This is a genomic window from Nocardia suismassiliense (assembly GCF_900269665.1).
Lineage (GTDB): Bacteria > Actinomycetota > Actinomycetes > Mycobacteriales > Mycobacteriaceae > Nocardia > Nocardia suismassiliense.
Genome location: NZ_LT985361.1, coordinates 2,487,221 through 2,505,135, shown reverse-complemented (window position 1 = coordinate 2,505,135; position 17,915 = coordinate 2,487,221). Strand labels below are relative to the sequence as shown.

The following is a 17,915-nucleotide window of genomic DNA, read 5'->3' as shown; positions in this document are numbered from 1 at the left end:
TGAACTACCGGTCCGCCAACCAACTTCCGTGGAACCCGAACGGGACCCGCTGCGGCAGGTGGATGGTGGCGACCGGTGCCGCGGCCAGGTCGGTGGCGTCCAGGATGGTCAGATCGCTGCGGTCGGTCGCGGCGTCGTAGACGAAGGTCATGAGATAGCCGTCGCCGCCCGGGTTCTCGTCGGCGGGCGCGAACACCGCCTCGCCGGGGATCCGGCCCGGGCCGAACTCGTGCGCCGTGCTGCTGCCGGTGTGCAGGTCGTAGCGCAGTAGCGCACCGGACTCATCGGCCACCGCGGTATGACCGAACCGCGCGTTCGACCCGACCAGACGATCGTCCACCCGCGGGAATTCGGCGACCCGATCGTCGAGCTGCTCCTCGGCGACGGTGCCCGCGGCGAGATCGATGGTCCACCGCCAGAGGGTCGACTTGTCGAAAGTGTGCGTTTCGCTGCGCCACAACTGCGGATAGCGCATCACATACAGCACGATCTTGCCCGGCTCGTCGTAGGCGTTGAGCGTGTGGAAGACATAACAGGGCTCGATCGGGAACCAGCGCACCTCGCCATGCGGATCGTCGCGCCGGAGCACACCGAGGCGCGCCTGGTAACTGTCGCTCCAGCGGAACGGCATGCCCGTGCGGGCGACCGCCTCCGCCAGGTCGAAAACGACCGGTAGATCCATGAATACGACGTGCTCGGCGGTGAGGTTGAAGTCGTGCTGCATCGTCGGGGCCGGCACCTCGATCGCACGGCTGAGCAGCAGATTGCCGTCGGCATCGGCACGGTGGTAAGTCAAGAAGGGCGGGGTGGTGAGTTCGTAGCCGAAGAAGTGCAGCTCGCCGGTGACCGGGCAGGTCTTGGGGTGCGCGGTCATCGCGGTGCCCAGCCTGCCGTCGAAATCGTAGGCACCGACGGTGTCCAGGTCGCTGGTCAGTTCGTACGGAAGCGACGACTCGACCAGCGCCAGCGTGCGGCCCGCGTGCCGGACGACGTGGGTGTTGGCGACACCGGCGGTCAAATCGTGGTTGCCGAACTCGTCGTAGATGCGCGCGTCGTCGGTGAAAGTTGTGGTGCGGACCCAGCGATTGCGGTAGGAGACCGCCCGGCCGTTCTCGATCCGTACGCCGTGCACCATGCCGTCACCGGCGAACCAGTGGTGCGAGGTGGCCGCCTGTGGATTCGGGCCGTTGCGCAGATACCAGCCGGTGAGCTCGGGCGGAAGCTGTCCGGTAACCGGCAGGTCGTATGTGGTGAGCTCGTCGGTGACGGGTGCGTAGTTGCCGGTGAGGTGGGGCACGGAAGTGGTCATGGGAGACAACCGATCTGATCAGAGTCGAGCGGCGACTGGTGCCTTGGACTGGACGTAGGCGACGTAGCGCATCGTGAATACCGCGGGCACCACGAAGGCCAGCACCTGCGCGATGAGCCGCGGCGTCGACCCGGCATGCGCGAGCGCCGTCAGCACGACGCAGCCGATGGTGAAACTCGCCGCCCACACCGCGGTGAGCACGTAGGCCGTGCGGATGAACCCGGGGTGGTCCCAGAGTTCTTGCGGGGCGGTTTGTTTCGCGATGCCGAGGGTGAAGGGTTTACGCACTGCCAGCGAGATGCCCGCGATGAGCGCGAGCACGCCGGAGGACAGTGCCGGGCTGTAGGGGTGCAGCGCGGTAGCCGGATCGGCGAAGGCGAGCACCGTCAACGCCGCGAAGAAGATCAGCGATCCCAGATCGATGATCAAGGCGTCGAGGGTGCGACCCGCCCGCAGTTGCCTGGTCACCTCGAACAGCGACAGCAGCAGCGCGCCCAGCGCGGCCCACTGCCAGTACGCGGCGGGGACCACGGCATAGACGATCCAGGGGGCGAACGTCCGCAGATACGACATGACCGATAGCTCCTCGCCGCTCGACATTCCAGTTTTGACATGTCGAAACTAGATGCTGCGAATCCGACCTGTCAAGGATGGAATGTAGAGTGACCGGCATGAGCCTTCGGTACGCCGTGCTCGGCCTGCTGGCCGACCGCCCTGCCAGCGGTTACGACCTGATCTATCGGTTCAAGAACTCGCTGGCCAACATCTGGACCGCGACGCAGAGCCAGATCTATACCGAGCTCACCAAGCTCGCCGACGCCGAGCTGATCAATGTGTCGGATGAAGGTCCGCGCGGCCGCAAGGAATACACCATCACCGAGGCAGGCCTGGCTGCGCTACGACACTGGCTCACCGAGACCGCGCCGAAGCAGGCCAACCGCAACGAGCTGCTGCTCCGCGTCTTCTTCCTCGGCGTCATACCGCGCGACCGAGCCGAGGCGTACCTGACCGACGTCGAGACCTGGGCCGAGCGAAGCCATGCCGACCTGCTGGCGCTCAAAGAGTCGATCGACTGGGAGGACAACGACTTCTCCAGAAACGGCCGCATCGCGCTGGAATGGGGCGAACGCTACTTCGCGATGAACAGGGAGTGGGCCGAGTGGGCGAAGAAGCAGATGCCCGAGCGCTGATTCAGCGCAGGACGCCCGCATTTCTGGCCGCCCGCAACCACGCCGGAAACTCGCCCAGCAGCCGCGCGTACAACTCGCCGTCGTCGACCCGATCGATGTCGTCGAGCGCGAAAAAGCCTGCGTTGTCGACGATCCGGCCGGTCAGCTCGTCCAGCGAGCGGAGCAGGCCGTAGTTGGCCCGGCCGAGGCCGATGAACTGCCAGAAGGCAGGCAGCTGCGCGGCTTCGCGCATGAGCGCGCTGATGTCACGCTTGTTCGCGAAACCGCCATCGGTGAAGAACAGGACGAGCGTCGGCCCGTCGCCGGGACGCAGCGAGGCCATGATGTCGCGCATCACCGGCAATTCGTCGTTGCGGCCACCGATTCGGTCATAGTCGATGCCCGCGTGGGTGCCGCCGAGGTGCAGGTAGGTCTGCGCCCACTCGTCGGCCTGCGCGACGGTGATGTCGGGCAGCTTGGCGAACGACAGGGCGTACAGGTACGCCTCCAGCGCGCCGTTGTCGTCCAACTGGGTCGCCACCGGGATCATCCGCTGCACCACCCGGTGCACCACCTGATTGCGGTATTGCTTCTGCATGCTGCCGGTCTTGTCGATCACCAGTACGACGCGGGCGCGAATTCCCCAGGCGCCCTGGTCGACCAGCACCTTGGCGACCGCGCGCTTGCGCATATCCAGTTGCCCGCGCTTCTCGAACGAGAGAGCCGCCTCGCCCGGAACCGTGCGCACTTCGAGCTCCGTTGCGGCGGAGGGCAATTCGGCCGACGCGGGCGCATCGTCCACCTGCACACCATGATCGGTGACGAGCTCCGCGAATCCACCCGCATACCCCTGCCCCACTGCCCGGACCTTCCACTCGGCGCCGCGCCGGTACAGCTCGAGCGCGATGACCACGGACTCACTGCCGAGACCATCGATCCGGTACTCGTACAACACATTTCCGGACGGATCGGCCACCGTAGCCACCGGCGCGGCGAACTCGCCGAAGGCAGCGCCCGGTTCGTCCAGCGTGATCACCACCCGGAGCTGCTCGATCTCGGCAGGTAAATCGGCGAACGAAACCTCCAGCGCCGCAGCCGCCAAGAGCACACCGGGCGCGGTGGGTTGATTGAAGAATACGAAGTCCGCGTCCGACCGCACGGTGCCCGCCGCCGTCACCAGCAATGCCGACACCTCGATGGCCGCCGCACTCCGCACCGACACCACCACCCGCGACTGCGCCAGCGACCCGTTCTCCCCCTTGACAAGCGCAGCACCCACCGAGACTCCCTACATCACACCGACGAACCGTAGTCAGGGTAGGCCAGCGGCTATGTCGCTGCCGGCTGACCGGTCCGCCAGCCGGTCAACGCGACGACCGCGGCCGCGATGTCCTCCGGGGTGCGCTCGGTCGTGTCGACGACGTGCACCCAGTCGGGCACCGCGGCGGAGAGTTCGCGGGACATGGCGATGCTGCGTTCGATGTGCCTGGACAGTTCGATGCCGTTCTCGCGGTGCGCGAGCCGGGCTCGGGCGGTGTGGTCGTCGCAGGTCAGCAGCACTGCGGTGAGGGTGGGGGTATCGCCCATCGCGGCCGAGAGCTCGCCCATGACCTCCGGCAGCACGGACGCGGTATTGGTATAGACGAGTCGGCGGTAGCCGAGGGCGCGGTAGTTCTGCCACATCGCTGCCAGGTTCTGTTCGGCGAGGCCGTGTTCCCAGGTCGGCGGGTAGGCCAGGTCGAGGTTGTCGCCCTCGATCAGCGCGTGTCGCACCTTGGCGCCGGACAGCAGTGCGTGCACCGCGAGGCCGACCCGGCTCTTGCCGACACCCGAACGTCCGCCGAGGAACAGCGCTTCCGTCTCCGAGATCACCTGCCCAGCATGCCAACCTCTGCGCTGCGACGCCGCTCACAGCCCTTGCGTTCGGAACAGTTGTGACTACACAATCATTGTGTGATCACAACTGTTGAGGAGATGACCGCGCGGCGCAAGACGCTCGTGCTGGCCACCTGCTGCCTGAGCCTGCTGATCGTGTCGATGGACGCGACGATCGTGAACGTCGCGATCCCGACCATCAAGGCCGATCTGGACGCACCGTTGTCCCGGTTGCAGTGGATCGTCGACGTCTACACGCTCACCCTGGCCAGCCTGCTGATGCTGGCCGGCGCGGCGGCGGACCGGTTCGGGCGGCGCAGGGTGTTCCGCATCGGCTTGATCGCCTTCGCGCTCGGCTCGCTGCTGTGCAGTCTCGCCCCGTCCATCGAGGTGTTGATCGCGGCCCGGTTCGTGCAGGCGATCGGCGGCTCGATGCTCAACCCGGTGGCGATGTCGATCATCACCACGGTGTTCACCGGACGGGTGGAACGTGCACGCGCGGTGGGAGTTTGGGGCGCGGTGGTCGGTATCTCGATGGCGCTGGGCCCGACCGTCGGCGGCGTGCTGATCGATACCCTCGGCTGGCAGTCGGTGTTCTGGATCAATCTGCCGATCTGCGCGCTCGCGCTGGTACTCACCACTGTCTTTGTGCCGGAATCGAAGTCGGCGACGGTGCGCGGCATCGACCCGATCGGTCAGGTGCTGGCGGTGATATTCCTGTTCGCCACGGTCTTCGGGCTGATCGAGCGGCAGCCGGCGATCTTCGTGGTCTCGGCGATCGCGCTGGCGGCGTTCGTCTTCTACGAGTCGCGCCGCGTCGACCCCTTCATCGATCTGCGCTTCTTCCGCAGTGTGCCGTTCAGTTCGGCGACGGTGATCGCCGTCTTCTCCTTCGCCGCGCTCGGCGCGTTCCTGTTCAGCAACTCGCTGTATCTGCAGACGGTGCGGCACTATTCGGCCGTGCACACCGGTCTGCTGTATCTGGCGATGGCGGTCGCAGTGGTGATCTTCTCGCCGCTGTCCGGGCGGCTCGTCGGCCGGTACGGCACCCGGCCGTCACTGATCGCGGCGGGTGTGGCGATGACGGTCGCCGCCGTGCTGCTCACCACGCTCGACCCGCAGACCCCGGTGTGGGCGCTGGTGATCGTGTTCGCGATCTTCGGAATCGGTTTCGGCATGGTCAACGCGCCGATCACCACCACGGCGGTCAGCGGCATGCCGCTGGATCGGGCGGGCGCCGCCTCCTCGGTCGCCTCGACCAGCCGTCAGGTCGGCACCAGCATCGGTGTCGCCCTGTGCGGCGCGCTGACCGGAGCGGGGCTGTGGTGGGTGATCGCGGTGCTGACCGCCGGTGTCGCCATACTCGGCATAGCCGCGAACACCCCGTGGGCCAAGCGCTCCAGTGACCGCGTGGCCCCACTGCTGGAACAGAAAGTGCCCACCCATGCCGGATGACGCCCCGAACCCCGACGAGGTATGGGCGATGCTCACCCGCCTCGTGATGTACTCGCGCGACCCGTGGCGGCGGGCCGCGAGCGAGCGAACGGGTTTGTCGTTCGGCCGTATTCGAGTGCTGCGTCGGCTGCGGAACGGGCCGATGACGGTCAAGGAGCTGGCGTACGCGGCGGCCATCGACGCCCCCGCCGCCACGGTCGCGGTCAATCAGCTCGAAGAGTTGGGTTACGTCGTCCGCGAGGTCGATCCCACCAACCGGCGCCAGAAACTGGTCTCCATCACCATGGCCGGCCGCGCCGTACTCGCACAGGCCCTGGCGACACCGGATCCCGCACCGGACTCGGTCGCCGCCCTACCCCCCGACGATCTACGGACCTTGCGCGACATCCTCAGCAAGATCGAACACTGAGTCGAGGGTTTCCCGCCCGCCCCCACACGCGGCCGAGCGGGCGGCGCCCGATGGGGCGCGCACCCGCTCGACGGTGAACCGAAGACTGATCAGCTGCGGAAGGCGTCCTTGACCTTCTCGCCCGCGTCCTTGAGGTTGGACTTGATCTGATCGCCCTTGCCCTCGTTCTTCAGGTCCTGGTCGTCAGTGGCCTCGCCGAACTTTTCCTTCGCCTTACCGGCGAGGTCGTCAGCTTTGTTCTGGGCCTTGTCAGCTGTGCTCATTGTCTAACCCCTTTCGTCGGGTCCGACCGACCATGCCTTTATCGGGCCGGTCGTGTGGCGGATAACCCGCCTGCGCCGGGGCAAACACGTGCAGGCGGTCACAGTACTCACGAGTAACCTCGCTCAGGCCCACGAGCTGGGCGTCAGGCGTAAAATTCGCAGTGGAATTCCCCGAGTCCCGAAGCGCGGCTCCCCGTGCCGGCGACCGAACCCGGAGGAATCATGACCCTGGTCCAAAACCTGTTCGACACCGGCGCGCCGCGCGCCGCGATCGTCGATCTCCTGGCCGCACCGCGCCGCCGCGCCGGTCGGGCGACGGTCACCGGGCGGTTCCGTGGCGCGGCGCTACCCTGGTCCGGTGCACTCCACGGCTGGCCGGCGCGACCATGACTACGGATGATCCGTACGCTGTCGTCGCCATCGCCTCCTCGGCCGGCGGTATCACCGCGCTCTTCAAGGTGCTCGGCGCCCTGCCTGCCACGTTGCCGGTCCCGGTCCTGGTCGTGCAGCACCTCGACCCACGGCACAAGACCGTGCTGGCCGAATTGCTTTCGCGCCGAACGGAATTGCGCGTGAAGCTGGCGACGGCAGGGGAAACCGCCGAGCCGGGAAACGTCTACATCGCACCGCCGAACCATCACCTGTTGGTAGAACAGCAAGGGGTCCTCGCATTGTCCGGCAGTGAGCTCGTGCACTTCGTTCGCCCCTCGGCCGACCTGCTCTTCGAATCGGTTGCGGGCGAATATGGTTCGCGCGCTATCGCCTGTGTGCTCACCGGCTCCGGCAGCGACGGCGCGACCGGAGTGAGCGCGGTCAAGTCCCGTGGCGGCACGGTCGTCGTGCAGGATCCGGCGGAAGCGGAATTCAAAGGCATGCCGGGCGCCGCGGTGGCGACCGGCGACGTGGATCTCGTTGTGCCACTGGACGAGATCGCCGGCGTCATCCGGGGCCTGGTGCTGGACAGCGCATCATGACCGAATCGAACGAGGAGGTCATGACGGTACCGGGCGACGAGCCCGACGCCGTCGACCCGGCGCTGGAGGAATTGCTGCTGTTCATCCGCGATTCACGCGGATTCGATTTCACCGGCTACAAGCGCTCCACGCTGAGCAGGCGTATTCGCAAGCGCATGCAGGACGTCGACGTCGCCGACTACGTGGCATATCGCGACCTGCTGGAGAGCAACGCGGAAGAATTCCGATACCTGTTCAACACCATCCTGATCAATGTCACCAGCTTCTTCCGTGACCTCGATGCCTGGCACTACCTGCAGCGCGAGATGCTGCCGGAGTTGCTCGCGAATACCGAGCCGGACAGCGAGACCCGGATCTGGAGCGCGGGCTGTTCCAGCGGCGAGGAGACTTACTCGCTGATGATCGCGTTCGCCGAGGTGCTCGGCATCGAGGAGTGCACGCGGCGCGTGAAGCTGTACGGCACCGACGTCGACGAGGAAGCACTGCGCGACGCACGCACCGGCGTCTATCCGGCGAAGGCGCTCGCGCAACTGTCCGGTGAGCTGCGCGACCGGTATTTCGAGCCGATCGGCGACAAGTTCGCCTTCCGTTCGGATCTGCGCCGCCGCGTGATTTTCGGCAGGCACGACATCACCCGCGACGCGCCCATCTCTCGCCTCGATCTGCTCGTCTGCCGAAACACGTTGATGTACTTCAATGCCGAGGCACAATCGCAGATACTCGACCGGTTCCGCTTCGCGCTGCGGGAGGGCGGCCTCCTGTTTCTCGGCAAGGCGGAATTGCTGCTCGCCGAGGGCGAACTGTTCGGCGTGATGAACATGCGCCAGCGCATTTTTCGCCGCCGGGCCGGCCAGGTGCGACCGCCGCGGCTGCCGAACCATACCCGCCTCGACCTCGACCTCGGCTCGGAGGTGCAGGGCTTGGCCAAGAAGCGCCAACTGGGCGAGCTCGCGCTGGAGACAGCCCCGCTCGGGGTGCTCGGGGTGGATGCCGAGGGCAAAGTATGCATCCTCAATAGTCAGTTGCGCAGCCAATTCGGGGTGACGCCGCACGATATCGGCAGGCCACTGAGCGAACTGGAAATCTCTTATCGCCCGGTCGAACTGAGATCACTGATCCAGCAGGCCAGGTCGGAACGGCGCACGGTCAGGGTGAGTTCGGCGGAACGCAAGATCAGTCCAGCCGAAATTCAATACTTCGATGTGCATGTCCAGCCACTGTGGGGCAGCGATGGCTCCGACGCGGGGGTAGTGGTCAACTTCGTGGATACGACGGTGCCCACCCGGCTCGCGCTGGAAGTGAAGGTGCGCCGGGAGGAACTGGAGACCGCCTACGAGCAACTGCAATCCACCAACGAGGAGCTCGAAACCACGAACGAAGAACTGCAATCCAGCATCGAGGAATTGGAGACCACCAACGAAGAGCTCCAGTCGACCAACGAGGAACTGGAGACCACCAACGAAGAACTCCAGTCGGGTAACGAAGAACTCGAAACCATGAACGAGGAGATGCGGATCCGGACCGATGAATTGAACGAGACTCGCACCTTCCTCGAAGGCGTGCTGTCCAGCGTCGCGGCGGGCGTGGTGGTGATCGATGATCAGCTGCGGGTCCGGAGCTGGAACAGGGGTGCCGAGGAGATGTGGGGGCTGCGGGCCGAGGAGGTGCAGCGGCAGGCGTTCTTCGCGCTGGACTTCGGCCTACCGACCCGGCTGCTGCACGAAACTATTCAACGCTGCCTCAAAACCGGTCGCCGTGACAGCCCCGTAGAGGTCCCCGCCGTCAACCGGATCGGACGCTCGATCATCTGCGCGGTGACCTGCTCGCCGCTGGCCGGCACCCGTGATGGCGTGGTGCTGCTCCTGGAAGAAGTCCTGCCGCCCACCGGCGTCGAACAGGCCGATTGACCTGTCTACCAGCGCAATCCGGTAGACTTGGTGCTGTGCGGTCGCATTCGGACGCTCACCAGGAAATCGCCCGTGAGTGGCAGGAATTCAGCGCCGAGCGCGAACGTGCCGCTCGGGCGGCGGCGGTGGCCGCGAAATATGAGGCACAGGCCACTCAACGTCCGCAATCCATGCAACCGTTTCGGCAGCGAATGGCCGAGTTGCACCGGCGAATCGAGGCCCGGCATCTCGCGTGTGCGCGCCTGCACCGGTTACACGCGCTGCGCCTGCAGCGGTGGTGTACCAGCGATCGGGCCACGCTGCGGCCGGTCTTCATGGCGGCGGTGGCCCAGCATCTCGGCATGGACAACGCCGCGGTCACCCTGTTCGGTGAGACTGGCGAGGAACTACTGGTCGCCGCATCGGACGCCACCGCCCGCGCGGCGCACGATCTGGAACTGCTGGTCGGCGAGGGTCCCGCCCGGGACGTGCTGGACGGCCGCGAGTTCGTCGCGGCGCACGATGCGGGCCTGGCAGGCCGCTGGCCACAGTACGGCCCCGCACTGACCGACCTCGGGGTACGGTCCGTGGTCGCGGTCCCCCTACGCTCCTCCCGCCTGCTCGGCGCGCTGTGCGCGTTCACCAGCCGAGCCGGGCTACAGGTCGAGCTCACCCCTGCCGCCGAGACGGTAGCCGACGCCCTCGCCAACACCGTGCTGCTCGCTTCGCACGGAACGGCAGGCGACGGTGCGCCGCAAGGCACCCTGTTCGACGATGCCGACTACCTTGCCGCTGTCCACCAGGCGATCGGTATGGTTGCCGTGCAATGCCATTGTGATCTCGACGCCGCGCTCGCGCTGTTGCGCGCACGCGCCTACGCCGACGGCATCGCCCTGTCCGAGCTCGCCCGCCGCATCTCGCAGGACGGATACCAACTATGTTGACCGGCAAGGTGTTCCATGGCTGAGGAGCTGGCACAGGGGATGTCGGAGTTGACGTCGCTGCTGTTGACAAGCGACGACATCAACGAATCACTGTGCGCCATAGCCGATGTCGTTGCGCGGATGCTGCCGAACCAGCCCATGGCGGAGGTCCGACTGACCGGTAAACACGGAACCATCTTCGGTGGTTCGAGCGAAGCGCACGCGATGCTCGTCGAAGAAGCTCGGCGCAGTGAGGGTTACGACCCCGGCCTAGAGGCAATCAGTACCGCACACCATGTTTCGGTACCCGATGTCGCGACGGAGCAGCGCTGGGGCGGCCATTCGGCACGAATGCTGGCCTACGGGATCGAATCCATCTATGTCGAACCACTTTCGGTGGACGGCGAAGCCATCGGCGCACTGTCGCTCTACGCCGTCCAGCCGCACAGCTTCACCGCCCGGGTCCGGCGAGCCGCCGCCCTGACCGCCGAACATCTCGGCGTACTGCTCGCGGTCAAGGCCGACACGGTAAGGCTGGCTGAGCTGACGGTACAACTACGCGCAACCCTCGCCTCACGGTCGACCATCGACCAGGCACTCGGCATTCTGATGGCCGAACGGCGCTGCGACCGTGACGCGGCCTTCAAGGTGCTGCGCGGTAGGTCGCAGCGGCACAATGTGCGCGTCGCGGACTTGGCCGCGCAGATCATCGAGACGGTCAGCGGCCGTAAACCCCGCGCACCGCATTTCGTCGAGCCAGCGTAGCCGTCGCGGCGCCGCTCGCACACTCCGCCAAGGTATTCCGGAGCGTGCGAACGGCGGACGGCTTACGCGTTCGGACGGTCAGAGGATCGGCCTGCCGCCGGTGACGGCGACGCGGGCACCGGAGATGTAGCTACCGTCGTCCGAGGCGAGCAGCACATAGCTGGACGCCAGTTCGGCCGGTTGTCCGGCCCGGCCGAGCGGGGTGTCGTCGCCGAACTTGCTGACCTTCTCCGGCGGCATCGTCGCGGGGATCAACGGCGTCCAGATCGGGCCGGGGGCCACGCTGTTGACCCGAATTCCCTTCTCCCCCAGCAACTGCGCCAGGCTCGCCGAGAAGTTGGCGATGGCGGCCTTGGTCGCGGCATACGGCGCGAGCGTCGGGCTGGGCATATCCGAGTTCACCGACGAGCTGCCGATGATCGACGAGCCGGGCGGCATGTGCGGCAATGCGGCCTTGACCAGGTAGAAGTAGGCCCCGACGTTCAGTTTGAAGGTGTAGTCGAATTCCTCGTCGCTGATCTCGTCGAGGGTGGTGTGCGTCATTTGGTAGGCGGCGTTGCTGACCAGCACGTCGATCTTGCCGAATTCCGCTGCGGCACGGTCGATCACGGCTCGGCAGTGTTGCGGGTCGGACAGGTCACCCGGCATGAGCACCGCCTTGCGACCGGCTTCCTCGACCAGCTGTGCGACCTCTTTCGCGTCCTCGTCTTCATTCAGATAGGAGATCAGCACGTCGGCGCCCTCGCGCGCGAAGGCGATCGCGACCGCGCGGCCGATACCGCTGTCCGCGCCGGTGATCACGGCCGCTTTGCCGGTCATCTTCCCGGAACCGCGGTAACTCTTTTCGCCACAGTCCGGCACCGGCTGCATCTGGGCCTGGATACCAGGGACTTCTTGCTGTTGCTCGGGGAAACCCATAGCGGAGAACCTCCTGCGCGCTCGGATGGGACGCAGACCGGTTATCCCGTCGCCGCGCCCGGAAACCTCCGTCGCCTCCTTTCGATGGCTGTGCCGGCCGCGATAGGTATACGATTCTGCGGTCGGTGGAACGGTCCAACAGCGGGCTGGCCACCGCGTTTTTCGAGCACGCGAGAGTCCGATTCGCGGTGGGATGGACCGGAGGCGGCATTGTCCGAGATGTCGATTACTGCTTTCGCGACCGACACCAGCAGCAACGGTGTCAGCGAGGGTCTGCTTTCCGAGCTGGTTGAGCACCTCCGGCAGAACCGCACCGTGCTGCGCGAGGAATGGGCGCGCCGCATCACCGAGGCGCAGTTACTGACCGCGATGACGCCCGACGAGATGTTTTCCGAGGCCACCTCCGTCTACGACAACTACGTCGCCGTGCTGGAGACGGGGTCGGTGGAGGCGCTGCAGGACTACGCCAGGGATCTGTCCGAGCGCATCATTCCTCGCGGTGTCGAGACCGACGAGGTCCTCGGCATCGTGCTGCTGCTGCGCGACGTGCTGGCCCGCTCGCTGTTCGAGAAGTACCAGAACGACTTCCAGCTGCTCAACGCGGTGCTCGACGCCTACGAACCGGCCGCCAACCGCATCGCCAACACCGTGGGCGTGTCCTTCGTCGAGGAACGCGAACGCATCATCCGCCAGCAGCAAGAGGCGATCCGCGAGCTGTCCACACCCGTACTCCAGGTGCGTGAACAGCTGCTCATCCTGCCGATCATCGGCGTGCTCGACGGTCAGCGCGCCCGTCAGCTCACCGAGCAGCTGCTGCGCGCGATCCGGGCCAACCGCGCGAAGGTCGTCGTCATCGACATCACCGGTGTGCCGACCATCGACTCCACCGTGGCCAACCACCTGGTACAGACCGTCGACGCGTCCGGACTGATGGGCGCGAACGTGATCATCACCGGCCTGTCCTCGGAGATCGCGCTGACGCTGGTCACCATCGGTTTGGACCTGTCCAAGATGAACGCGGTCGGCGACCTCCAGGGCGGTATCGAAGAGGCCGAACGACTGCTCGGCTACGAGGTCAGCCGCACCGACACCACCCGACGACCGGAAGCCTGAAGGTCACTCGGGTCCGGAATGCTCGTGCAAGGTCAGCAACAGGTGGTCGAACGCGGTCTGCACCTGCGGCGGCGCCGGCGGTAGTGCGTCCAACTCGGCGATCAACCTGGTAGCCAGGGTGCGCAGCTTGACGTTGGTCTCCTGGGACCGCCACTGCAACACCCGGAAGGCCTGCTCGGCGTTGAGCCGGTACACCCGCATCAGCACGCCCTTGGCCTGTTCGATCACGGCCCGCGCCTCGAACAGTTCGGGCAGCGTACCGTCGAGCAACTCCTGGCGCTGCTCATCGATGGTGTCGGTCAGGTCGATGTAGTGGCCCTTGGTGCCGACGACCCTGCCGTTCTCGTCGGTCATGGTGTCGCCGAAGACGATCACATGGCGGGTGACCCCGGCGGTGTCGATGATGCGGTGGCGGCTGCAGAACGGCTCGGCATTGCGCAGCGACTTGGCGATCGCCTCGGCGACTTGCGCGCGGTCCTCCGGATGCTTGTGTGACAGCAGCAGTTCCGTGGTCGGCGTCACCGTCCCCGGCGCGTACCCGTGCATCGCCGCGACCGCGTCCGACCATTGCCACCGCTGATCGGCGAACCAGAATTCGAAGGCTCCGGTGGCCTGCGCGGTACCGCCGCCGACCACCTGGACGACCGCGTCGGTCGCCGCCTCGGTGGCCGGTGCGCCTGTTTCCATCACGCGGTAAGTATGCGCTTCACCTGCGGTTTTCACGTCGTGTCGGCGGTCGGTCGCTCGTGTCGGAACCACGGCCGTCTTCCCGCCCTCGAAGCGGTGCGCTCAGATGTCGATGTGCCGCGGCGGCGCCAGCTCCGGCGGGGCGTGCAATACCCCGGTGGCACCGGGGTCCCACGGCGTCGTGTTCTGCGCTTCGACGATGGCTTGCGCGTGCGCGGTGGGCGTCACGCCGTGCGCACGGGCGAGCCGCACCAACTGTTGCCGTGCCGCCGCGATATCGAGGTCGAAATGTTCGGCGAGCACGCCGACCGCCGCGGCGATCACCGTGGTGCCGTGCAGCACCGCCTCCACGGTCTCACCCGTGCTGGCCCGGCGCCCGTCCACCCGCCCGGTGGACAGCGCGATCGCGGTGATGTCCGCCAGAATCTGGCCGAAGTCGTTGGGGCGGGCCACTCCCCACGGCTCGTCGAGGTGCACCACGACCGAGCCGAGCGGCATCGTCAACGCGACCACCGGAAACGCGCGCATGGACCGCAGCCCGGCGGCCAGCGCCTGCCTGCGGTACTGCGGCCAGCTGGCGTCGTCGCCCGCGTCGAGATCCGCGATCATCGCCACCGCACCGTCGCGCGCACTCGACAGCCCCGGCCCGGTGATATGCAGCCGCGGATCGGCCGAGCTGCCGTCGCGCAGCGACTCGGCGACGATCTGAATGCTCACCACATCCGCGGGCTGGCGCGGATCGCGCAGGATCACCACCGCCGACACCGCGTCGAAACAGTCACGAGCGTGCGCAGCTATCGAATGCAACAGCGTCGGGACATCGAAATCGGTGGTCAGCGTCGCGGTCAGTTCCGCGATCGCCAGCCGTGCCCGGGCCGAGTTCATCATTGCTGCCCCTCCGTCGAGTCGCGCTGATCCCGCAACGACAGCCGCCGGGACACAATATCGGCTGCCACGTCGGCGATGGAGCGGCGCTGTGCGTAGGAGTAGGCGCGCAACCGGTCCAGTCCTTGGCCGATCGGCACCGCGAGTTGTACCGCGACCATCCCGGCGGCGTTGAATACCTCCGCCCGCGAGAAGTCGCCGTCGGCGATGGTCGATTCGTTGTCCAATTCGGCGTTGTCGAGCGCGGTTTCGACGCTGCCTGCCAGGTCGATCCGCTCGGCCCAGTTCGCGTGCAAGGTGCGCCCGACCGCGACCGCGCAGGCCGCTGCGGACTCCTGTTCCGCGCCGGCCAGCACACCGACCGTGTTGCGGTACAGCTCGAGCACTCCGATCGGCCGCAGCACGCCGGGCACCGGAAAGGCGAACGCCGCACGCACCCCTAGTGCGAGGGCGTCGGGGGTGAAGGCCGGCCACCGCGCGGCCACCGCGTCGAGTGCCAAATCTGGCCAAAGTTGGTGGCGTTCGGCTCGGTAGGCATCGACACACGGACCCTCACCGACCACGAACTGCAATTCGTCGATCTGCTGGGCGATCGCGTCTGTCGCATAGACCAATTCGCGCGCCTGGGTGGAGTTGCTGAGCACCGCGAGGGCGGCGCCGTCGACGCCACTGAGGCGGACCGCGGCCGAGCACAGCGTGCTGATTCCGGTGAACAGCGAACCAGCCGCGCGTGCGGCATCGCGGCTCGGGCCCTCAGGGTGCTCACCCTGGAAACCGCCGGACGCTCCCTCCACCCCGGACTCCTATCTCCCCGACTTCGACGCTACTCCAGCCGGGCCCCGAATCCCGAACCGACCGCGCGAAAGAACGTCTACAACCGTTGCGCGCCGCGCTCGATGCGGGTAACGCCGGTCACAGTGCACGCCGAGAAGTTGCCGAGGTGATTGGTACGGCAAGGCGCGGGTATGGCCGCAGTGAATCGATGGGAGGCGGTGAACATGATGAAGGTGGCTTCCAGGACATCTACATCACACCAGACATCCGTGGTCGCGCACCGAGTCGTCTTCGAGCTGGCCGCTGAGCCGCACGAGCTGGGCATGCTGCGGGCGCTCACCGACACCACGTGCATGATGGCCGAGGTCACGCTCGATGCGATTCCGGACATCCGGCTCGTACTGAGCGAGGCGGCTACCGCACTGATGCTCGACGCCGTGCCCGGCTCGACGCTGCGGTGCGCGTTCACCTACAGCCGGCGCAGCATCCGCGCGCGAATCAGCGCGACGACCACGCGCGATGTCGAAATCACCCGCGACCCGTTGAGCTGGCAGTTGGTGCAGGTATTGACCGATTCTGCCGAGTTGATCAAGGAACCTTTTGAGCCGGCGGCGGGAGGGTATCCGACGGCCATCGAATTCAGTTGGGAGCGAGGGTTATCCGATGCAGCGTGACTTCACGGCGGACCGGGTCGACGCACCGCGACGTACGCAATCCCGCGGCGACAGCTACGACAATATCGAGCCGTGGTTCGAGAAGATGGCAACGCTCGACGCGGACGATCCGCATCGAAACGAGTTGCGCGAGGAAGTAATGCGGCTGTGCCTGCCGCTGGCGGAGCACATCGCGCGCAAGTTCGCCGGTCGCGGTGAGTCTTTCGACGATCTGCAGCAGATCGCCAGTCTCGGTTTGATTCTCGCGGTCGACCGGTTCGACGTCACGCGGGGTAGCTCGTTCCTCTCGTTCGCCGTGCCGACGATCATGGGCGAGGTGCGCAGGCACTTCCGGGACCACACCTGGGCGGTCCGAGTTCCCCGTCGGCTCAAGGAAATTCAGCAATTGCTCGGGCCCACCACCGAAACGCTGTCGAACCGGCTCGGCCGGGTACCCACCGCCAGGGAGATCGCCGCCGAACTTGACCTCGATGTCGGCGAGGTCACCCAGGCGTTGATCGCGAAGAACGGTTACCAGACCAACTCGATCGATGCCGTAACGCGCGATGACGGGGAGGCCACGCCGATGCCGCTCGCCGCGGGACTGGGCGCGGAGGAGCCGTGCTATCAGCTGTTGGAACAGTCGATGACGGTCCGGCCGTTGATCGCCGCGCTGCCCGAGCGGGAGCGCCGGGTATTGATCATGAGATTTTTCGAATCGATGACGCAGGCGCAGATCGCCGAGCAACTCGGCGTCTCCCAGATGCAGGTTTCGCGCATCCTGTCCAAGACCTTGAATACGCTGCGCGCCCAGGCCTCGGACGAGGAGCCCGCGGTCTGCGTTGCCTGACGGTTATGCCGTGTGACCGGGTTTCAGCCTGGCGACGGCGTTGTAGCGCAGGGCGTCGGTGTGCGCCGGCGGGGGCGAGGCGGCCTCCGGCTCGATGAGCATGCCGACGTGGTCGCCCAGGTCGTGGCGTTCGAGGATGCGGCCGGTGAACCAGCCCGCGGCGGCGCTCAGGATCGGCACGTCGGCCGGGCCGGGGTGCCACTTGCAGTGCGCGAACTTGTTGATGTCGTCGCCGGTCTCCGCACCGAAAAGTGCTGCCAGCGAGGACTGTTCGCGGCCGAGCAAGTGCACCGCCAAGTGCTCGGCCGCCATCGCGACGCCGAAGGTGAAGTTGGTCTTGGAGATGCCGACCAGAAACCGCGGCGGTTCGATGCTCACCTGCGAGGTGAAGCCGACCAGGCACCCGGCCTGGCGGCCATCGGCCCGGGTGGTCACGACGAACACCGGATAGTCGGCGGCCGCGATCACCGCGTCGAAACCGGAGCGATCTGTGGTGACGTTGTCCGACATGGTCCTCGCGCTCGGCTCGGCCGCCGCCCGGGCCGCGTGTTCGGATGCGGCTCGGGACCGCGGCAAGTGGGCAGTCCATAGACCACACTACGAGAAGTCGGCGGTGCGCAGGGTCTATGGATTTCGGGGCAGTGGGATCAGCGGCCGAGGTCCTGGCGGAGTTTGAGTAGATTGGCCTTCTCCGCGAGCAGTCGTTCGATGCCCGCGTCCAATTGCCGGGTGCGTTCGTCGAGTTGCGCCAGCACATCGTCGCGGTCCTGGTCGGTGGCGCTCTGCGGGGCGGTGCACGCGATGTGGATCAGAGTGGCGGCTTCGGTGAGCGAGAGGCCGGAAGCGAGCAGACACCGGATGTCGTTGACCGTCTTGACGTCCTCTTCGCGGTAGTGCCGGTACCCATTGGGATCGCGCTCGGGGGTCAGGACACCGGCGTTCTCGTAGTGGCGCAGCATCCGCGGGGTCGCACCGGTGAGCTGGCTCAAATCTTTGATCCGCACCTG

At 66.5% G+C, this 17,915-nt stretch carries 22 protein-coding genes; 11 read left to right on the top strand and 11 right to left on the bottom strand.

Annotation, left to right across the window (positions count from 1 at the left end; translation table 11 throughout):
• Nucleotides 1-4: 4 nt before the first annotated feature.
• Nucleotides 5-1,309 (bottom strand): carotenoid oxygenase family protein, encoded by a 1,305-nt coding sequence (locus tag DBO33_RS11245; RefSeq protein WP_107654973.1) that lies wholly within the window; start codon nucleotides 1,307-1,309, stop codon nucleotides 5-7.
• An 18-nt stretch (nucleotides 1,310-1,327) separates the two neighbouring features.
• The gene (locus DBO33_RS11240) at nucleotides 1,328-1,882 is read right to left on the bottom strand and encodes a DUF3159 domain-containing protein (RefSeq protein ID WP_107660170.1); all 555 of its coding nucleotides are present in this window, start codon (nucleotides 1,880-1,882) and stop codon (nucleotides 1,328-1,330) included.
• 98 nt (nucleotides 1,883-1,980) lie between these two features.
• Between DBO33_RS11240 and DBO33_RS11235 the strand changes: the two genes are divergently transcribed.
• On the top strand, nucleotides 1,981-2,499 hold the full coding sequence (locus tag DBO33_RS11235; protein ID WP_107660169.1) for a PadR family transcriptional regulator: 519 nt from the start codon (nucleotides 1,981-1,983) through the stop codon (nucleotides 2,497-2,499).
• Nucleotide 2,500: 1 nt separating this feature from the next.
• Here DBO33_RS11235 and DBO33_RS11230 read toward each other — a convergent pair whose 3' ends face one another.
• Together DBO33_RS11230 and DBO33_RS11225 are read right to left on the bottom strand one after the other, a co-directional pair.
• A complete protein-coding gene (locus tag DBO33_RS11230) occupies nucleotides 2,501-3,757 on the bottom strand; it encodes a vWA domain-containing protein (RefSeq protein WP_107654972.1) in 1,257 nt (418 codons plus the stop codon).
• 50 nt (nucleotides 3,758-3,807) lie between these two features.
• Nucleotides 3,808-4,350, bottom strand: a complete 543-nt coding sequence (locus DBO33_RS11225) for an ATPase (RefSeq protein ID WP_199856583.1) — start codon at nucleotides 4,348-4,350, stop codon at nucleotides 3,808-3,810.
• Nucleotides 4,351-4,431: 81 nt separating this feature from the next.
• On the opposite strand from DBO33_RS11225, the gene DBO33_RS11220 reads away from it, so the two are divergent.
• Entirely contained in the window at nucleotides 4,432-5,808 is a 1,377-nt protein-coding gene (locus DBO33_RS11220) for an MFS transporter (protein WP_407670506.1), read from the top strand.
• On the top strand, nucleotides 5,798-6,217 hold the full coding sequence (locus tag DBO33_RS11215) for a MarR family winged helix-turn-helix transcriptional regulator (protein ID WP_107654971.1): 420 nt from the start codon (nucleotides 5,798-5,800) through the stop codon (nucleotides 6,215-6,217). The genes DBO33_RS11220 and DBO33_RS11215 overlap by 11 nt, the downstream gene beginning before the upstream one ends.
• A gap of 89 nt (nucleotides 6,218-6,306) precedes the next feature.
• On the opposite strand, the gene DBO33_RS11210 is transcribed toward DBO33_RS11215, so the two are convergent.
• Nucleotides 6,307-6,480, bottom strand: coding sequence for a CsbD family protein (locus tag DBO33_RS11210; protein ID WP_107654970.1), 174 nt, complete (start codon nucleotides 6,478-6,480; stop codon nucleotides 6,307-6,309).
• A gap of 222 nt (nucleotides 6,481-6,702) precedes the next feature.
• Between DBO33_RS11210 and DBO33_RS42695 the strand changes: the two genes are divergently transcribed.
• The 5 genes from DBO33_RS42695 to DBO33_RS11190 are packed head-to-tail and all read left to right on the top strand — an operon-like array spanning nucleotide 6,703 to nucleotide 11,028.
• Nucleotides 6,703-6,870 (top strand): hypothetical protein, encoded by a 168-nt coding sequence (locus tag DBO33_RS42695; protein WP_159080215.1) that lies wholly within the window; start codon nucleotides 6,703-6,705, stop codon nucleotides 6,868-6,870.
• A complete protein-coding gene (locus DBO33_RS11205) occupies nucleotides 6,867-7,454 on the top strand; it encodes a chemotaxis protein CheB (protein WP_107654969.1) in 588 nt (195 codons plus the stop codon). The genes DBO33_RS42695 and DBO33_RS11205 overlap by 4 nt, the downstream gene beginning before the upstream one ends.
• Nucleotides 7,451-9,361: a CheR family methyltransferase gene (locus tag DBO33_RS11200; RefSeq protein WP_199856582.1), complete on the top strand. Its 1,911-nt coding sequence runs from the start codon at nucleotides 7,451-7,453 to the stop codon at nucleotides 9,359-9,361. The genes DBO33_RS11205 and DBO33_RS11200 overlap by 4 nt, the downstream gene beginning before the upstream one ends.
• A 35-nt stretch (nucleotides 9,362-9,396) precedes the next feature.
• Nucleotides 9,397-10,284, top strand: coding sequence for a GAF domain-containing protein (locus DBO33_RS11195; RefSeq protein WP_107654968.1), 888 nt, complete (start codon nucleotides 9,397-9,399; stop codon nucleotides 10,282-10,284).
• Nucleotides 10,285-10,299: 15 nt separating this feature from the next.
• The gene (locus DBO33_RS11190) at nucleotides 10,300-11,028 is read left to right on the top strand and encodes a GAF and ANTAR domain-containing protein (RefSeq protein ID WP_107654967.1); all 729 of its coding nucleotides are present in this window, start codon (nucleotides 10,300-10,302) and stop codon (nucleotides 11,026-11,028) included.
• A gap of 78 nt (nucleotides 11,029-11,106) precedes the next feature.
• Here DBO33_RS11190 and DBO33_RS11185 read toward each other — a convergent pair whose 3' ends face one another.
• Complete coding sequence (locus DBO33_RS11185) at nucleotides 11,107-11,946, bottom strand: SDR family oxidoreductase (protein ID WP_107654966.1); 840 nt, start codon at nucleotides 11,944-11,946, stop codon at nucleotides 11,107-11,109.
• 219 nt (nucleotides 11,947-12,165) lie between these two features.
• Here DBO33_RS11185 and DBO33_RS11180 point away from each other — a divergent pair, with 219 nt between their 5' ends.
• Nucleotides 12,166-13,059: an STAS domain-containing protein gene (locus DBO33_RS11180; protein WP_107660165.1), complete on the top strand. Its 894-nt coding sequence runs from the start codon at nucleotides 12,166-12,168 to the stop codon at nucleotides 13,057-13,059.
• A 3-nt stretch (nucleotides 13,060-13,062) separates the two neighbouring features.
• Here DBO33_RS11180 and DBO33_RS11175 read toward each other — a convergent pair whose 3' ends face one another.
• The 3 genes from DBO33_RS11175 to DBO33_RS11165 all read right to left on the bottom strand — a co-directional run bounded on the left by DBO33_RS11175 (nucleotide 13,063) and on the right by DBO33_RS11165 (nucleotide 15,425).
• The gene (locus DBO33_RS11175) at nucleotides 13,063-13,746 is read right to left on the bottom strand and encodes a PAS and ANTAR domain-containing protein (RefSeq protein WP_107660164.1); all 684 of its coding nucleotides are present in this window, start codon (nucleotides 13,744-13,746) and stop codon (nucleotides 13,063-13,065) included.
• A gap of 102 nt (nucleotides 13,747-13,848) precedes the next feature.
• Complete coding sequence (locus tag DBO33_RS11170) at nucleotides 13,849-14,634, bottom strand: ANTAR domain-containing protein (protein ID WP_159080214.1); 786 nt, start codon at nucleotides 14,632-14,634, stop codon at nucleotides 13,849-13,851.
• The gene (locus DBO33_RS11165; protein ID WP_107654964.1) at nucleotides 14,631-15,425 is read right to left on the bottom strand and encodes a GAF and ANTAR domain-containing protein; all 795 of its coding nucleotides are present in this window, start codon (nucleotides 15,423-15,425) and stop codon (nucleotides 14,631-14,633) included. Before DBO33_RS11165 ends, DBO33_RS11170 begins: the two co-directional genes overlap by 4 nt.
• Before the next feature lie 303 nt (nucleotides 15,426-15,728).
• On the opposite strand from DBO33_RS11165, the gene DBO33_RS11160 reads away from it, so the two are divergent.
• Together DBO33_RS11160 and DBO33_RS11155 are read left to right on the top strand one after the other, a co-directional pair.
• Nucleotides 15,729-16,079 carry an anti-sigma factor gene (locus DBO33_RS11160; RefSeq protein ID WP_159080213.1) on the top strand — a complete coding sequence of 117 codons (351 nt, stop codon included), beginning with the start codon at nucleotides 15,729-15,731 and terminating at the stop codon, nucleotides 16,077-16,079.
• Nucleotides 16,069-16,908 carry an RNA polymerase sigma factor SigF gene (locus tag DBO33_RS11155; RefSeq protein ID WP_107654962.1) on the top strand — a complete coding sequence of 280 codons (840 nt, stop codon included), beginning with the start codon at nucleotides 16,069-16,071 and terminating at the stop codon, nucleotides 16,906-16,908. Before DBO33_RS11160 ends, DBO33_RS11155 begins: the two co-directional genes overlap by 11 nt.
• 3 nt (nucleotides 16,909-16,911) lie before the next feature.
• On the opposite strand, the gene DBO33_RS11150 is transcribed toward DBO33_RS11155, so the two are convergent.
• Together DBO33_RS11150 and DBO33_RS11145 are read right to left on the bottom strand one after the other, a co-directional pair.
• Nucleotides 16,912-17,418: a flavin reductase family protein gene (locus DBO33_RS11150; protein ID WP_107654961.1), complete on the bottom strand. Its 507-nt coding sequence runs from the start codon at nucleotides 17,416-17,418 to the stop codon at nucleotides 16,912-16,914.
• A 137-nt stretch (nucleotides 17,419-17,555) separates the two neighbouring features.
• On the bottom strand, nucleotides 17,556-17,912 hold the full coding sequence (locus DBO33_RS11145) for a MerR family transcriptional regulator (RefSeq protein WP_107654960.1): 357 nt from the start codon (nucleotides 17,910-17,912) through the stop codon (nucleotides 17,556-17,558).
• Nucleotides 17,913-17,915: the final 3 nt, after the last annotated feature.

Coding starts and splice junctions, on each gene's coding strand:
- DBO33_RS11245 (WP_107654973.1), bottom strand. CDS start 1,309: ATGACCACTTCCGTGCCCCACCTCACCGGCAACTACGCACCCGTCACC.
- DBO33_RS11240 (WP_107660170.1), bottom strand. CDS start 1,882: ATGTCGTATCTGCGGACGTTCGCCCCCTGGATCGTCTATGCCGTGGTC.
- DBO33_RS11235 (WP_107660169.1), top strand. CDS start 1,981: ATGAGCCTTCGGTACGCCGTGCTCGGCCTGCTGGCCGACCGCCCTGCC.
- DBO33_RS11215 (WP_107654971.1), top strand. CDS start 5,798: ATGCCGGATGACGCCCCGAACCCCGACGAGGTATGGGCGATGCTCACC.
- DBO33_RS11210 (WP_107654970.1), bottom strand. CDS start 6,480: ATGAGCACAGCTGACAAGGCCCAGAACAAAGCTGACGACCTCGCCGGT.
- DBO33_RS42695 (WP_159080215.1), top strand. CDS start 6,703: ATGACCCTGGTCCAAAACCTGTTCGACACCGGCGCGCCGCGCGCCGCG.
- DBO33_RS11205 (WP_107654969.1), top strand. CDS start 6,867: ATGACTACGGATGATCCGTACGCTGTCGTCGCCATCGCCTCCTCGGCC.
- DBO33_RS11200 (WP_199856582.1), top strand. CDS start 7,451: ATGACCGAATCGAACGAGGAGGTCATGACGGTACCGGGCGACGAGCCC.
- DBO33_RS11190 (WP_107654967.1), top strand. CDS start 10,300: ATGGCTGAGGAGCTGGCACAGGGGATGTCGGAGTTGACGTCGCTGCTG.
- DBO33_RS11185 (WP_107654966.1), bottom strand. CDS start 11,946: ATGGGTTTCCCCGAGCAACAGCAAGAAGTCCCTGGTATCCAGGCCCAG.
- DBO33_RS11180 (WP_107660165.1), top strand. CDS start 12,166: ATGTCGATTACTGCTTTCGCGACCGACACCAGCAGCAACGGTGTCAGC.
- DBO33_RS11175 (WP_107660164.1), bottom strand. CDS start 13,746: ATGGAAACAGGCGCACCGGCCACCGAGGCGGCGACCGACGCGGTCGTC.
- DBO33_RS11170 (WP_159080214.1), bottom strand. CDS start 14,634: ATGATGAACTCGGCCCGGGCACGGCTGGCGATCGCGGAACTGACCGCG.
- DBO33_RS11160 (WP_159080213.1), top strand. CDS start 15,729: ATGCTGCGGGCGCTCACCGACACCACGTGCATGATGGCCGAGGTCACG.
- DBO33_RS11155 (WP_107654962.1), top strand. CDS start 16,069: ATGCAGCGTGACTTCACGGCGGACCGGGTCGACGCACCGCGACGTACG.
- DBO33_RS11150 (WP_107654961.1), bottom strand. CDS start 17,418: ATGTCGGACAACGTCACCACAGATCGCTCCGGTTTCGACGCGGTGATC.